The organism is Sporomusa intestinalis (assembly GCF_055383785.1).
The window spans coordinates 3,653,747-3,668,957 of the sequence record NZ_AP042390.1; the positions used below are offsets into that span (position 1 = coordinate 3,653,747).

General features: G+C 54.0%; 13 protein-coding genes. All 13 read right to left on the minus strand.

Annotated elements, in window-relative coordinates:
- Positions 1-116 precede the first annotated feature (116 nt).
- Positions 117-791 (minus strand): IS630 family transposase, encoded by a 675-nt coding sequence (locus ACZ481_RS17245; protein ID WP_464770648.1) that lies wholly within the window; start codon positions 789-791, stop codon positions 117-119.
- Positions 788-1,246 (minus strand): helix-turn-helix domain-containing protein, encoded by a 459-nt coding sequence (locus ACZ481_RS17250; protein ID WP_464765965.1) that lies wholly within the window; start codon positions 1,244-1,246, stop codon positions 788-790. The genes ACZ481_RS17245 and ACZ481_RS17250 overlap by 4 nt, the downstream gene beginning before the upstream one ends.
- A 317-nt stretch (positions 1,247-1,563) precedes the next feature.
- Complete coding sequence (locus ACZ481_RS17255) at positions 1,564-1,974, minus strand: hypothetical protein (protein WP_464766588.1); 411 nt, start codon at positions 1,972-1,974, stop codon at positions 1,564-1,566.
- Between the two features lie 44 nt (positions 1,975-2,018).
- On the minus strand, positions 2,019-2,579 hold the full coding sequence (locus ACZ481_RS17260; RefSeq protein ID WP_464766589.1) for a C40 family peptidase: 561 nt from the start codon (positions 2,577-2,579) through the stop codon (positions 2,019-2,021).
- Between the two features lie 23 nt (positions 2,580-2,602).
- Positions 2,603-3,064 carry a hypothetical protein gene (locus ACZ481_RS17265; RefSeq protein ID WP_464766590.1) on the minus strand — a complete coding sequence of 154 codons (462 nt, stop codon included), beginning with the start codon at positions 3,062-3,064 and terminating at the stop codon, positions 2,603-2,605.
- Positions 3,051-6,266 (minus strand): efflux RND transporter permease subunit, encoded by a 3,216-nt coding sequence (locus tag ACZ481_RS17270; protein ID WP_464766591.1) that lies wholly within the window; start codon positions 6,264-6,266, stop codon positions 3,051-3,053. The genes ACZ481_RS17265 and ACZ481_RS17270 overlap by 14 nt, the downstream gene beginning before the upstream one ends.
- Before the next feature lie 11 nt (positions 6,267-6,277).
- On the minus strand, positions 6,278-7,561 hold the full coding sequence (locus ACZ481_RS17275; RefSeq protein WP_464766592.1) for an efflux RND transporter periplasmic adaptor subunit: 1,284 nt from the start codon (positions 7,559-7,561) through the stop codon (positions 6,278-6,280).
- Positions 7,562-7,582: 21 nt separating this feature from the next.
- Positions 7,583-8,875: a TolC family protein gene (locus tag ACZ481_RS17280; RefSeq protein WP_464770649.1), complete on the minus strand. Its 1,293-nt coding sequence runs from the start codon at positions 8,873-8,875 to the stop codon at positions 7,583-7,585.
- Positions 8,876-9,237: 362 nt separating this feature from the next.
- Positions 9,238-9,441 (minus strand): CopZ family metallochaperone, encoded by a 204-nt coding sequence (locus ACZ481_RS17285; protein WP_464766593.1) that lies wholly within the window; start codon positions 9,439-9,441, stop codon positions 9,238-9,240.
- Positions 9,442-9,487: 46 nt separating this feature from the next.
- Positions 9,488-11,908: a heavy metal translocating P-type ATPase gene (locus ACZ481_RS17290; protein ID WP_464766594.1), complete on the minus strand. Its 2,421-nt coding sequence runs from the start codon at positions 11,906-11,908 to the stop codon at positions 9,488-9,490.
- A gap of 68 nt (positions 11,909-11,976) precedes the next feature.
- Positions 11,977-12,246 (minus strand): metal-sensitive transcriptional regulator, encoded by a 270-nt coding sequence (locus tag ACZ481_RS17295; protein WP_464766595.1) that lies wholly within the window; start codon positions 12,244-12,246, stop codon positions 11,977-11,979.
- Positions 12,247-12,476: 230 nt separating this feature from the next.
- Positions 12,477-13,706: an NAD(P)-dependent malic enzyme gene (locus ACZ481_RS17300; protein ID WP_464766596.1), complete on the minus strand. Its 1,230-nt coding sequence runs from the start codon at positions 13,704-13,706 to the stop codon at positions 12,477-12,479.
- A gap of 215 nt (positions 13,707-13,921) precedes the next feature.
- Positions 13,922-15,202 (minus strand): nickel-dependent lactate racemase family protein, encoded by a 1,281-nt coding sequence (locus tag ACZ481_RS17305; protein ID WP_464766597.1) that lies wholly within the window; start codon positions 15,200-15,202, stop codon positions 13,922-13,924.
- Positions 15,203-15,211: the final 9 nt, after the last annotated feature.

Genomic DNA, 15,211 nt, shown 5'->3' on the forward strand with positions numbered 1-15,211 from the left:
CGGAGGAGCCGCGCATAGCGGCAATCTGTAAGGCGACGACAACGACGCAGGGCGGAAAAATCTGCGCTGTATAACCTAATATTTGACTTCGTCAAGGTACTAGTACATTGACACAATTAGAATTTAGGATACAACCATTTCAGTTTATCTCTCGCATTATCCGTTGTAAAGTGCCATGAAACATTCTTTGCAGAAGCGTTGCGCCGGCTTTGCCAAGCTCCGATTTGTAGCTGCAATTGCCCCATATCAGAAATTCTCCGATTCAAGCACTGTTTTGTCATGGCACTAAGTTCTATTTCTGCAATATTGAGCCAGCTTCCATGCTTTGGAGTGTAATGTATTTCAAGCCGCTTGGCCAGCTTTAACGCAACCTCTGGCGGGAAGGTTTCATAAAGAGAAGAAAGCGAGTGGGTATTTAGGTTATCCATGACCAAACGAATACGTTTTGCCTGAGGATAATGAACTTCCAAAAGTTCTTGAATTTGCAATGCCCAATCTTTTTTTGTCCGGCGTTGGGTTGCCTGAACCTGTCGCCATCCCCCCAGCGGTTCGGTGAATATGAATAGGCAGCAGGTGCCCTCTCGCGTATATTCATAATCTTCTTTGTGGGCTTTTCCAGGACTCATGGAAAGCGGTTTGCGTTTTTCTCCCAACAGCTGATACGGTTGTTCATCCATGCAAATCAACGGAATTTCCTCATCGTAGGGCAAGGCATATACCTCTAAAATATCTTCCATGCGCGCAACAAACTCACCGTTGTACTGGGGTGGAATGCACCACTGCTTTTTCAGGTGAGGCTTAAGTTCAGTTTTTTTAACGTCCGTCTCACGGTTTCCCGGCTGGCTGTAGGGACTATGGAAAGCTCAATAATCTTTTCTGTCAGCAAGCGGACTGTCCAGCGTGAATAGCCTTTCGGTGGTTCTCCGCAGGCAAGCGCTATGATCCGTGCTTCTTTTTCGCCCGTCACTATGGCGGCCCTTGGGGGAGTTTGCGACTTCTTATACTGGAGGGCATATTCTATGCCATGTTGGCAATAATCCCGAACCGTGTGGTACACCGTTACATCACTCACCCCGCATCGCGCAGCTATTTCCGCTTGGGTAGCGGGCTTACCTACGCTTTCATCTAACAGCAGCAGTACATTGGCTCGTTTCTTATATCCTGCTGCTGTCTTTTTACTATTTAGTATTTCGTTGACTAATTTTTTCTCTTTTTCGCTTAACCGTACAACATATTTCTTGTTCATTTCTATACCTCTATCTTTTTTCTCTCTAAGGTATAGTTTAATGCTAATATCTAATTGTGTCTATATACTAGTGTCTTGGCCATGTTATATTTTAGTTTTAGGGCGAGACAAAATGGCCAAGGGCAAGGAAGCACCGACGACGCATACTGGAAGGGGTCTGCTAGGAGGGGCTGACGCCGCCATTGGTCATTTTGGCCGTCATCAAACTAAAAAGATAATGTGGCCAAGTCACTAGGCAAACAGCCCTCCGCTTTACAGGCAGAGGGCTGTTTGCTTATCCAGTACCAACGATTGGTTTATCCAACCTGCCGGTCGTTTTAGCCGTGATGCCCGCTATGACCGCCAGAAAAGCTGTCGCCAGCCTGCTCTGCCGGTTGCTGCGGCCCATGATCGCTGTCCATATCCACAGAATTTACCAAGTCGGCCATAATTTGATGAAAGGCCATATCCTGCTGGAGCATTTGCTTCAGGACCCCCTGCATTTCCGGCGTTTTCAGCATCTCTTTCATTGCCTGCTGCATGGCAGGATTGTTCATCATGTCCAAGCACTGCTTTTGCATCGCCGGTGACTGCATCATTTCCGCCATGGCCCCTGGCTGATTGGCCTGTGGTTCGCAGGCCGGCGCCGATTTTTCGGGCGCGCCGGCGCTGGCAGGACCGACCCCCGCAACCAGCACCGCCGCAGTTAAGAGACCGCCAACAGCCCAAACAATAAGCTTTTTATTCATAGTAACCCTCCTGAAATATTATTTTGCTGTTTCCGATGCGTTATTCACTGCCATACCCGCTTGGCTCCATAATAGCGGCTGACGAAATAGGTGTCGTTCATATCACCAGTCGCCACCAGGCCCTGGCCAAAAGAGGTATGGATAAACTTGCCGCCGCCCGTATAGATGCCCACATGAGAGGGCCCCGGTTCATAAGTGGTGAAATACACCAGATCGCCTGGCTGCAGGTCGGCCGGCGCCACAGTTCGCCCGACCATAAACTGCAGGTCGGCGGTCCGCGGCAAATTGACACCGGCCTGCCTGTAGACATACTGCACCAGGCCGGAGCAATCAAACCCCTGAGCCGGCGAAGCCCCGCCCCACACCACCGGCCAGCCCAGCAGATTCCGGGCGGACGCTACAACAAGCGCCGTCCGGCTGGCTAGGGCGCGACTGGCAGCCGGGTTTTGCGACTCGTCAGCGACAGGCATAACGGCACCGGCTAAGATCGCATCAAGCGACTGGATAAACTGGTTATAGCCGGGAGCCGCCGGAGCGGCGGCGGCCGCCGCAGTGCCGCCAAGCAGGGCTCCGGTCAGGATTATGGTCAGTATCTGCCTGCGCATGCTCCGCCCTCCTGCCTGTTCAATTAATGACTCATCGTCTGCAGGTGGGCTGTCGTTTGCTGCATCAGGTCCTGCATCGCTTTCGCCTGATCCTCAATAACGGCGGGATCCACCTTGCCGGCATTGACCCTATCCTTAATGGCAACGGCCGCTGCGCGTAATTTTTCTTTTAAGCCGGCATCCATCATATGGGGCATAACCTTATCGGTAATACTCACAAGCTGGCCGGCGCTGTTTTGCGCCGCCATGATCTGGCCGGCCTGCACCTGCTTGACGACGTCCTGCAGGTTTTTTTCCATGTCTTTCATCATTGGCATCGGATCTTCCTTGGGCATCGTGGCACTATGACTTTGGTGCCCGGCAGCCTGTTCCTGGCCGGCTGAAGGCGGCGCAGCCGCTTTCTGACCGCCTCCGCCGCAGCCTGTTACCAGAACAACGGCCGCCGTGATGGCTAACAGGCCCAGAACCACTTTACTTTTTTTCATATTTTACAGTCTCCTTGCTTAATAAATTATTTGGCAACAGGCTCCCTGCCGGCTGCCTGCGCTCCCGCCGCTGGTTCCAGACCAGGTAAATGCAGGGCAGGACGATCAGGGTCAGCACGGTGGAAGTGACCAGGCCGCCCACGACAACGGTGGCCATAGGCCGCTGCACCTCAGCCCCGGTGCCGGTGGCAAACAGCAAGGGGAACAACCCCAGGCTGGCGACAAGGGCGGTAATCATAACCGGCCGCAGCCGGGTTAAAGCGCCTTCAACAATGGCTTCCTCCAGTGTCAGGCGGTCACGCAGGTGTTTAATATACGTTACCATAATGACCCCGTTTTGCACGGCAATACCAAACAGGGCAATGAAACCGACCGCCGCGGCCACCGTGAGGTAGGTGCCGGTAAGATACATGGCCACAATGCCCCCCACCAGGGAGAAGGGGATATTCAGCAGGATGAGGAAGGCATCGCCGGCCGACTTGAAGGTCAGATACAGTAAGAAGAAAGTCAGGACAATGACTGCCGGCACGACCAGCGACAGCCGCTCCTTGGCCCGCTGCTGGTGCTCATACTGGCCGGTCCATTGCAGGGAATAGCCGGCAGGCAGGTCGACTTTTTCTTTAATCACCTGATTGGCTTCCTTAACAAAGCCGACAATATCCCGGTCGCGGGCATTCATTTGGATAATCATCCGGTATCTGCCGTTATCACTGCTGATCATGGACGGGCCATCCACAACCTGGAACCGGGCGACCTCGCCCAGCGGCACATACGCCCCGCTGACCGGCGCGGCTGGGGCGGCAGGTGACCCGTCCCCCATGCCGTCCATCCCGCCACCGCTGGTTTTGGCCATAGCCCCGCTGGCCGGTACCGGTATAAGGATGTTCTGCATGGCCTCGATCGTCTCCCGGTTTTCCCGGTTGTAGCGGACCAGGACGTTAAAACGCTTGCGGCCTTCAATTGTGGTTGTGGCGGTTTTGCCGCCTACTGCCAGTTCGACGGCGTCTTCCACGTCGGCAATATTCAGGCCATACCGCGCCGCTTGTTCCCGGTTGACCTCAATCTCCAGATAGGAAGCGCCAAACACCCGCTCGGCTAAGAGATCGCTGACCCCCGGCACCGTGGCCAGGGCTTGTTCAATAGCAAAGGCTTTTTGCTGCAATACCTGCAGATCCTCGCCATAGAGCTTGATCCCCAATTCGGTGCGGACGCCGGTTGTCAGCATGGCCAGCCGGCCGGCAATCGGCTGGGTAAAGGCTAAATTCAGTCCGGGAATATTAGCGAGTTTAACCATCATTTCCTGCTCGATGGCCTCTTTGGTCATCCCCGCCCGCCACTGCTCTTTTGGCTTGAGGGTGACAATCGTCTCAATCATACTGATGGGCGCCGGGTCCATAGCCGATTCGGCCCGGCCAACCTTGCCCACAGACATCTCAATCTCGGGAATTTCCAGAATAACCCGATCCATCGTTTTGGCTGCTTCCACCGCCTCGGTGAGGGACACACTGGGCAGCATAGTCGGCATAACCAGGAATGTCCCTTCATCCAGAGACGGCATAAAGCTGGTGCCAATGAGCGGCAGGAGGGCAAAGCCGGCCAGCATGACAATAACGGCAATGGCAATCGTGGCCTTGCTGTGCCGCAGCACTGATTTGACCACAGGCCGGTACCATTGATGCAGCCGGGCTACAATCCAGGTATCTTTTTCCTGAATTTTCCCTCTGAGCAGCAGGGTGCAGAGTACCGGTACCAGCGTAAAAGCCAGCAGCAGGGAGCCGCTCATAGCGAAGGACTTGGCCCAGGCCATCGGCGTATACAGCTTCCCTTCCGTACCGGTCATGGTAAATACGGGCAAAAAGGTTACGATGATAATCATAATGGAAAAGAAAATCGGGGCCGCCACTTCTTTGGCCGCTTCCAGGGTTACCTCGACAATATCACGGCGGCCCCGGTCTTCGGCCAGATGGCGGTAGATATTCTCCACCATAACAATAGCCGCGTCGGTCATAACACCAATGCCGATGGCGATACCGCCAAGGGACATCAGATTTGCCGACAGGTGGATCTGCTGCATGGCAATCAGCGCGATAAGAATCCCCAGGGGGATGGCGCTGGTCACAATCAGGCTGGACCGCAGGTTGCCCAAAAAGGCGACGACAATGATGGATACAAGAATGAATTCTTCCACCAGAGCCCGGGTCAGGGTATTAACTGCTTTTTTCACCAAATCAGTTTGATCATAGAAAGGTACGATACGCATGCCTTCAGGCAGGGTTGGCTGGATTTCGGCAATCTTGGCCTTCACCTGCTCAATCACATTCAGCGTGTTTTCGCCCATCCGCTGAATAACAATCCCCCCGGCCGCCTCGTAACCGGATTTAGTCAGCACACCCCGGCGGAAATCGGGCCCGGTGGTTACCTGGGCCACATCTTTAATATAAACAGGCACATTATTATTCTGGGTAATGACAATATTCTTGATATCGTCAGGCGACTGGATTAAGCCCAGCCCGCGGACGATAAATTCCTGACCGTTTTGCTCGACCACCTTGGCTCCGATATTGGCATTGTTGGCGCCAAGGGCGGCGAATACCTGGTTGAAGCTGACCCGGTAGCTTTGCAGCAGCTGGGGATCAAGGTTGATCTGATACTGCATTACATAGCCGCCAATGCTGGCAACCTCAGCTACCCCCGGCACAGCGCTCAACTGCTGCTTAATAGTAAAATCCTCAACGGTCCGTAAATCAGCCAGGTTGTGGCGGTCACTTTCCACGGTATACATAAAGACCTGGCCCATGGGGGTGCTGACAGGTCCTAAGGCCGGCTGCACTTCCCGCGGCAATTGGGGAATGGCCTGTTGGACCTTTTCATTCACCACCTGGCGGGCAAAGTAAGGCTCTACCCCATCTTCAAAAATAACCGTAATGAGTGACATCCCAAACGAAGAAGCCGAGCGTACTTCCTTCACGTCAGGCAGCCCCCGCAGGGCTGTTTCCAGCGGATAGGTGACCTGATCCTGAATTTCCTGCGGTCCCCGCCCCATCCAGTCAGCTGAAACCAGCACCTGATTTTCACTGAGGTCCGGAAAGGCGTCAATGGGGGTATCATGGACCACAAAGACGCCCCAGACGACGACCAGAGCCGCCAAAGCGAGGATAATCACGCGATTGGTCAAAGAAAACTCGATAATTCTGTTTAACATGCCGTGCCCCCTTAATGACCGCTATGGCCGCTGTGTTCGCCCCCGGCAGCGGGTGCAGCCGGCGCACGCGGTACAGGTGCCGGCGCCGCCGGCGGTGCGGTGCCGGCGGCTGCTCCGCCGCCACCCTGGCCACCATGGCCGGCATGGCTGCCAAAGCTGCCCAGCTTGGTCTGCGAATCAATCAGGAAGGTAGCCGCGGTAACTACCGTTTCACCAGGCTCCAGTCCGGACAGGATTTGCACATAACCATCGGTCTGCTGTCCGGCGATCACTTCCCGCTTAACAAAGGTATCCTCGCTTTGCGCGATAAAAACGATCTTGCGGCTGCCCGTATCCAAGAGGGCCGATTCCGGTATCACCAGGCTCGGCGCTAATGGCGTCTGCACCCTGGCGTTAACGAACATATTCGGCTTTAGCCTGCCGCCGGGGTTAGCCATCTCGACCCGGACCTTGACGGTTCGGGTCGCATCGTCCAGTACGGGATTAATAAAAGTGATCCGGCCGCTAAATTCCTGACCCGGATAGGCGCCGCTGGTTACCACAACCTCCTGCCCGGGAGTTATGCCGGCAATATCTTTTTCATAAATATCGGCATACAGCCAGACAGTAGATAAGTCCGACAGACTGTATAATTTATCCCCAGGCATAATAAAGGCCCCGGGCAGCAGTTGTTTTTCCAGCACCGTACCGCCGAACTGGGCATACACCGTCATCTGCTCCTGCGCTTTCCGGGTGTGCTCCAGGTGAGCGATCTCACTGTCAGGCACATTAAGGAGCTGCAGCTTGCGGCGGGCCGCTTCCAGCAGGCGGTTGTTGATCTGGACAACATCCCGGCCGGCATGTTTTAGTTTTTGCACAGTCTCCAGGGCTAGCAAATATTCTTCCTGGGCGGCGATATAGTCTGGGCTGTACACGGCGGCGATGGCCTGGCCGGCGGCAATGGTCTCCCCCTCTGCCGCCACATACAGTTCATCCACCCGTCCCTCCACCCGGGATGTAATATAAGTCCGGCCATTTTCATTCATGGCAATCTTGCCGGTAGTCCTAATTTCTTTGGTCAACGCTTTCACCAGCGCTTGCGCAGTTTGTACCCCGGCCAGCTGCCTCGCCCTGGCATCCAGGGTTACCGTATCGCCCATAGCCATAACCGGCCCGGACATTTGATGGCCGGCATGCTCTGCCGTCGCCGGTTTGTCGAGCTGCAGGGAATAGTAGTAGCCGGCACCGCCAACGACCAGGACACCGGCGGCCATGCCGATGAACATCTTTTTTTTGGCCTGTAGTTTTTCGATCATGCTGTCCTCTCCTTCTCCCGCTTACTCACGATAGCCATCCACGCTGGTAAATAAGGGCTTGCCCACCGCTTTTTCCAGATTGGCCGCCGCTTTTTCATAATCCACTTTTGCCTTGTATAAACCAAGCTTGGCGTTGCGCAGGGTATTGACCCCTTCCAAAACAGTCATGAAGTCAACCTTGCCGTTGGTATAGCCCACTACCGCCGCCTGGTAAGTCTGCTCAGCCTGGGGAATAATGGTATTTTTATATAATTCAATCTGGCGCCAGGTTGCCTGCGCTTCTGTAAGCGCCATCTGGACATCAAGCTCGGCCATGTTTTTCATATTCCGGAGGGCGGCCTGCGAAGCCTCGAAGCCGGCCTGGGCCGCTTTGATTTCGGCTTTGTTTTTGCCTTGCCAGATCGGGAACATCGCCATGACCTCAATCTTCCAGGTTGGTTTCCGCTCCTCCAGCATCAGAGTGGTATTCATGGGGTTCATATGATCCACCTGTTCTTCCACCATTGGTTCTTTGTTTTTTTTGTAGCCCAGCCGGACCTCAAAATCAGGCAGCCGCTGCTTCTTGGCCAGTTCAATGCCGTTTTGGGCCATTTCCACCTGATATTCCATGCCGGTTACAGCCGGCTTGCGTTCCGCGGTTTTAACCAGATAGGGCAGATCAAAGTTGGGCGGCGGTGCCGTAAACTCTTCTTTCACCTCCAGGCCCGTATTGGTGCTGCGGCCCATCACATTGTTCAGCTTGGCTTTGGCCACCGCTTCCATTGACGCCATATTTAACAGATCAATTGTCATCTGCGAGAACTCGGTCTGGGCTTTCAGGGTATCCTGCAGGGGTACCATACCGGTAGAGTAATTGATTTGAGCCAGTTGCACCAGCTGGCCCATAAGCTGCTGGCTTTCCTTGCCGATAATCAGGGCCTGCCGGGAATACAGATAATCGTAATAAGCCTGTTTGGCCTGGGTATACACCTCCAGCTGCTTGTCACTCCAGCCTGCTTTGGCCATGTTGGCCTCACTGCCGGCCATCTTTCCCATCGCTTTTAGCTTGGACGGATTCATAAACTCCTGGCTCAGGCCAAACTCGGTCATCATCCCCTGGCCGGGATTGAAACTTGAAGTGGGAATGTCGTCCTTCATAATCCCGAAGCTAAGATTCGGTTGGGCCGTAACAGCGGGAATCCGGCTGGCTTTTTCCTCCCATTGCTTCTGCGTCTCGACAACGGCCGGATTGTTGCTGACTGCATAATTTACAATCTCCTGCAGCGTCAGGGGCTGCTCGGCCGCCAGCAGCGGCGGCAGATTGGCTGTCATCATAATAGCAAAGACGATAAGTGCCCTGAGAACGCCAGAACTGCGCATGATTCAACCTCCCTTTGGTTATATTCATCGGCTCCGGCTGCGCCGGGCCTATGTACCTGTCTGTACTATAGCCTAAAGTTTTGAAGAACTAATGAAGAAACTGTGAAAATGTTATGAATTTCCGTAAACCCAACCTAAAAATAAGAAAAGACTTGGCTTGTGCCAAGCCCTTCAGGACGCCGGCAGAAGCCGCCTGTGCCCTTTAGGGTATAGGCGTTCTTAGGTCCACAGAATTTATTTATAAATTCCGGTAGACCAAAAAAATACGCAAGCACCTGTACAATCAGGTTCTTGCGTATTGGCGTCCGGTTATACAATTATACTACATCAAACCCGGTATCTTCTACCGCCTTCACCAGTGCCGCCCGGTCAGCAGTGCCGGTTACCAGTGCTTCTTTTTTGGCCAGGTCCACACTGGCGCTCACGACGCCGGGAACAGCCTGCAGGGCCTTTTCCACACTCATTTTGCAATGTCCGCACGACATGCCCTCAATTTTCAGTATTGTTTGTTCTTGGCTCACAACCTCACCTCCCCTCGCCCCGGCCTTAGCCAGCTTCACTCCAGTCTTAGGCTTTATAAGGGTTAAACCGTTTCAGCCGCAGGGCATTGGTTACCACGGATACCGAACTAAAGGCCATGGCCGCGCCGGCCAGCACCGGTGACAGAAAACCGGCCGCCGCAACTGGAATGCCCAGGGTATTATAAACAAGGGCCCAGAACAGATTCTGCTTAATGTTCCGCATCGTTGCCCGGCTTAAGCGGATAGCCGCCACAATACCGGTCAGGTCGCCCCGCATCAAGGTAATATCGGCCGCCGCAATCGCCACATCGGTGCCTGTCCCGATCGCAAAGCCCACATCGGCCGTAGCCAGCGCCGGCGCATCATTAATGCCGTCGCCGACCATAGCGACAACCTTGCCTTCCTGTTTCAGCGCCGCAACCTTTTCCGCCTTATGCTCTGGCAATACCTCAGCCATAACACTGGTTATGCCGACCGCAGCGGCGATAGCCTGGGCGGTGCGGCTGTTGTCTCCGGTGATCATCCATACTTCGATGCCCATATTTTTCAGTTCGGCCACCGCCGCGGCCGAGTTTTCTTTCACCGTATCAGCCACCGCGAACAACCCGCTGAGCTTGTCTGCCAAGGCAAACAGCATGACAGTCTTGCCCTGAAGCTCCAGTTCTTCCATTTGCCCGCTTGCGCCGGTAATGTCAATCCCGTTGTCCTGCATCAGTTTCCGGGTGCCTACCAGAATGCTTTGCCCGTCAATGGTAACCGCAACCCCGTGTCCCGGTATGGCTGCAAAGGCGGCCGGATCCTCCGGCACAAGCCCCTGCTGTTTGCCATAGCGGACAATTGCCTGCGCCAGGGGATGCTCGGAGTTTTTCTCGGCTTTAACAGCCAGCTGAAGGAGTGTCGCCTCATCCAGACCTGCCAGCGGGATAATATCGGTAATTTCCGGTTCCCCTTTCGTGATAGTGCCGGTTTTATCTAAAACAATGGTTGTCAGCCGGTGGGCATGCTCTAAATGCTCGGCCCCCTTGATTAAAATCCCATGCTCGGCGCCTTTGCCGGTGCCCACCATAATCGAAGTCGGTGTGGCCAGTCCCAGGGCGCAGGGGCAGGCGATAACCAGCACGGCGGTAAAATTAACCAAAGCCCGCGAGAAATTGCCGGGGTCCAGGATAAAGAACCAGCCGGCAAAGGTTAACAGCGCCAACCCGACAACGGTCGGCACAAAATAGGCGGATACCACATCGGCAAAGCGTTGGATGGGAGCCTTCGAGCCCTGGGCCTCTTCCACAATCCGGACAATCTGGGCCAGGGCGGTGTCTTTGCCCACCTTAGTGGCTTCAAATTTAAAGGTGCCTAATTTATTGATAGTGGCGCCAACCACCTGGTCGCCGGCCTTTTTATCAACAGGCAGGCTTTCACCGGTCAGCATTGATTCATCAATTGTCGAGGTCCCGTCCACAATCACCCCGTCGACCGGTACTTTTTCCCCCGGGCGCACGACAACAATATCACCGGTCAGGACCTCAGTAATAGGAATGTCAAGCTCCTGGCCGTCGCGCACCACCCTCGCGGTTTTGGCCTGCAGCCCCATAAGCGCCTTAATTGCCTCCGAGGTCCGCCCCTTGGCCGTCGCTTCCAGCAATTTCCCTAAAATGATCAGCGTAATTAAAATAGCCGAGGTTTCAAAATACAGATCCGGGGCCTGACGCAGCACATTGGCCACACTGTAAAAATAGGCAGCGGAGGTGCCGAGCGCTACCAGCACATCCATATTGGCACTGCCGTTCTTCAGTACGATATAGGCCCCTCGGTAAAACTGCCAGCCGGCAATAAACTGAACCGGTGTGGCCAATACCCATTGCAGGTAGGGATTCATCAGCAAATGGGCAATGCTGTCCATTACTCCCAGCATATGCAAAATCATGCCCAGCAGCAGCGGCAGGGAGAATACGGCAGCTGTCAGCAGCCGCAGGCGCTGTCTGGTTACCTCGGTTTCACGGGCCTCTTTCTCTCTGTCCACAGCGGCGGTATCGGTTAAATCATGGGCGCCAAACCCCAGCTTCTCGATCCTGGCCTTGATCTCAGCAATGCCGGTTACCCCGGAATAATACTCTACCGTTGCTTTTTCCACCGCCAGATTGACAACCGCACTTGTCACCCCGGGCAGTTTGCCCAGGCCTCTTTCTATCCGGCCGGAGCAGGCGGCGCAGGTCATGCCGGTAATCTTTACCTCCACTTTGTCTTTAATAACCTCGTAGCCCAGGGCTTCTATCTTTTGCGCGATTTCCCCCAGGCTGGTCCGGGAACTGTCATAAGTTACAGCAGCCTTCTCCGTAGCCAGGTTAACCGCCGCCTTTTCCACCCCCGGCAGCTTTGCGAGCCCCCGTTCCACCCGGCCTGAACAGGCGGCACAGGTCATCCCTCCCACTTTTAAAAATACATTTTCCAGCGATGCCTTTGCCTCAGACATATGCCTCACTCCCTGATGTAGTTTTTCCCCCTGCGCTTGGGCAGAGTATACGCCGGCACGCTCCGGCCTTACTTTGTAAATCTGGATAAAACACCCATTAATTCATCAATGGCTTCCTCGGTGCGGTCTTCCCTGATAGCATTGACCACACAGCTCTTCGTATGGCTCTCGATCATAATCAAGGCAACCTGATTGAGGGCCGCCCTGGCCGCCATAATCTGCTGCAGGACCTCCACACAGTAGCGGCTCTCATCGATCATTTTCTCGATACCGTTGATTTGACCACTGATTCGCCGCAGCCGTTTCTTTATATCAACTTTTTCCTTATCATTTAACACATGGTCAGCCTCCTACTATACCCCCGTATAGTATGTATTTTAAATCCGGGTGCAATATATTGTCAATACTTTAATAGTATTCCCCAGCTGCGTGTAAAAAAAAATGAGCAGCCATAACCCGCTTTTTAGAGGTACGGCTGCTTGCTCTCATTTTAACTTGTTGCCGTGTCTGACCCGGAAAGCCGGCAAACAATACGCACTTGCATTACCGGCCGCAGTGATGCCGGCCTTTATTGGCCCAGTTTCACCCGGGCGGCCGTTTTCGCTCTCACAGTCTCCGGATCAACGGTAATCCTGGCCACCCCTGTTGCCATCGCCGCCCGCGCCACGGCGGCAGCCACAGCCGGCGCCACTATTGGATTAAATACCTCGGGGACAACATAGTCCTCACGCAGTTCATCCTCAGGAATAATATTAGCGATAGCATAGGCCGCCGCCAGTTTCATCTCCTCGTTAATCTGCCGGGCTCTTACGTCCAGGGCACCGCGGAACAGCCCGGGAAACACTGAGGAGTTGTTGACCTGATTCGGCGCATCCGACCGGCCGGTGCCCGCCACTCTTGCCCCGGCGGCTTTAGCGTCGGCATAGTAGGCTTCCGGAACCGGGTTGGCCATGGAGATTACAATGGCATCTTTCGCCATACTGCCGATGATTTCCCTGGTAAATACACCGGGGGCTGAAACACCGATGAGAACATCCGCCTCGGCGGCAATCTCTGCCAGCTTTCTCTGCCGCTTGCTTTTATTTGTGTCTTTTGCTAATTCCGCCTGTACCCTGTTTAATCCGGGCATCCCTTCATAGAGTGCGCCCCCGATGTCCACCATAGTAACATTCCGGGCACCGGCATTGACCAGTATCCGGCCGATAGCCGTTCCGGCCGCCCCGGCACCATTGACCACAATGTGAATGCCTGCCAGGTCTTTTTTCACAAATCGCAATGCCCCGAGGATGCCGGCCAGGGCTGCAATGGCCGTACCATGCTGGTCATCATGAAATACGGGAATATCCATTTCCTTTTTCAGGATGTCTTCAATATCATAGCATTTAGGCGAAGAAAAATCTTCCAGATTAATCCCGGCAAAACTGGGTTCCAGCAGCTTGATTATCTCAATAATTTTGGCCGGGTCTTTCGTGCCAAGGCAAATAGGCACTGCATCCACATCGGCAAAAGTCTTATAAATTACGCTTTTTCCCTCCATAACCGGCATGGCGGCTTCGGGCCCGATGTCGCCAAGGCCAAGCACGCGGGTGCCGTCGGAAATAACGGCGATCATGTTGCCGCGGCAGGTATATTCAAAAGAAAGCTCTTTGTTCAGCTTGATTTCCTTGCAGGGTTCGGCAACCCCGGGCGTATAGGCAATGCTGAGATCATGCATGTTTTTAAGCGGCATCTTGCTGCCGACCTGTAATTTGCCCTGATGCTCTTTATGGGCTTTTAATGCTTCTTCTCTAATATCCATGTACATTCCCCTAACTTTGTTTATCTTAATCTTATACTCTGAGCCAAGACCCCGCCTCTACAGGCGGCGTAAGTTCAGGTGGAGTAGACTCTCCACCTGAACCCCCGATGTTTCAGTCATGCTGAAACGAGTTCACTACGGCCCTGCACCGCCGTTATCCTTAAGTTCCACAGCTTTCAGCCAATACCCTGCAAGCCGGTTGCCCGCTATTGCCGCTATTTGCCGTTATTGATTAAGGGAACGGTGAGGCTTCCCATTGGCATCAGGATGATGCGCGGCTCTGTCAGGCCTAATTTATGCACGGCCAGCGTCATTGCCTCCTCCATATCTTTGGCTGGCGTAAACAGCAGCAGTCGGGCAAGCTCCGGTGCCATGGAGGAAACTAAGATAAAATGGGCCTTTTTCATCAGCCTGGTAACCGCATAGGCCTTATGTGCGCCTATTTGAAAGTCGGCGCGGATGGCTCCTTCCACCTCTGCCGGTGTCCTGTATTGCCGCATAGTTTTTTCGTATGTTGCCGAGCCGGAGCCTTCCGCGCATTCGCCGAGGATAATCACCACGCCGCCTTCCCGTACCGCACACCAGGCATTATCCATGGTCTTCTGCAGCTGATATACATTAATATCCTTTGGGTAGCCGCCACAGGAGGCAATAACCAGATCGGCCTCTTTGGCCACCGGAACCCCATAGACGCCGTTTACAAACGCGCAGCATTCCCGGTGAGCCTGAATATAGTCGCCGGCAAACACTCCCAAAAATTCTTTTTTTTCGTTTAATACTACATTAACCAGAAAGGCTGGGCGGCACATCTCTGTGCCTTCCACCTGGTCATGATATATCGGATTGCCGTCCAGCTTACCGATCACTGCCTTGGCGTCAAGCATCAGGCTATGATTTTTGCGAACCGTTTCATAGGCCGCGGCACCTGGCAGCATGGCCTTGCGGCCGCCGCCGAACCCGGCGAAAAAATGATGTACCACACTGCCTGTGCACACAATATGATCGGCCTCGACAACCTTATTGTTAAAGTAAACAGGCGTCCCATAGGATGTTGTCCCAAAATACCGGAACTGCCCTTCATCCCGGCAATCGCTGTTATACATCCTCACCCGTTGAGCCACGGCCATGCCGACTTCGCCAATCATTTCCTCCTCGGTCATCAGCCGGTGCGTCCCCAGCGCGAACACAATCCACATATCCTGGTCCGGGATGCCGGCCGCATTCAGTTCGTCGAGCAGGACAGGCATAACAATATGGCTGTTGGCAACCCGGGTAGTATCATTGACAATGAAGACAACCGTTTCACCGGGCTTGACAATATCCCGCAGCGGCTTAGAGCCAATGGGGTTGCGAATTGCCTCCCGTACAAACTCGGCCGGATTCGTCAGAACCGGACATTGCCTGATATATAGTTCATCTGTTACCAGTGATTCATCAATCGTGAATCCCACTTTACCCCGGCCATATTTATAGATATAATTTTTTTGCATTTTCATTACACCCCA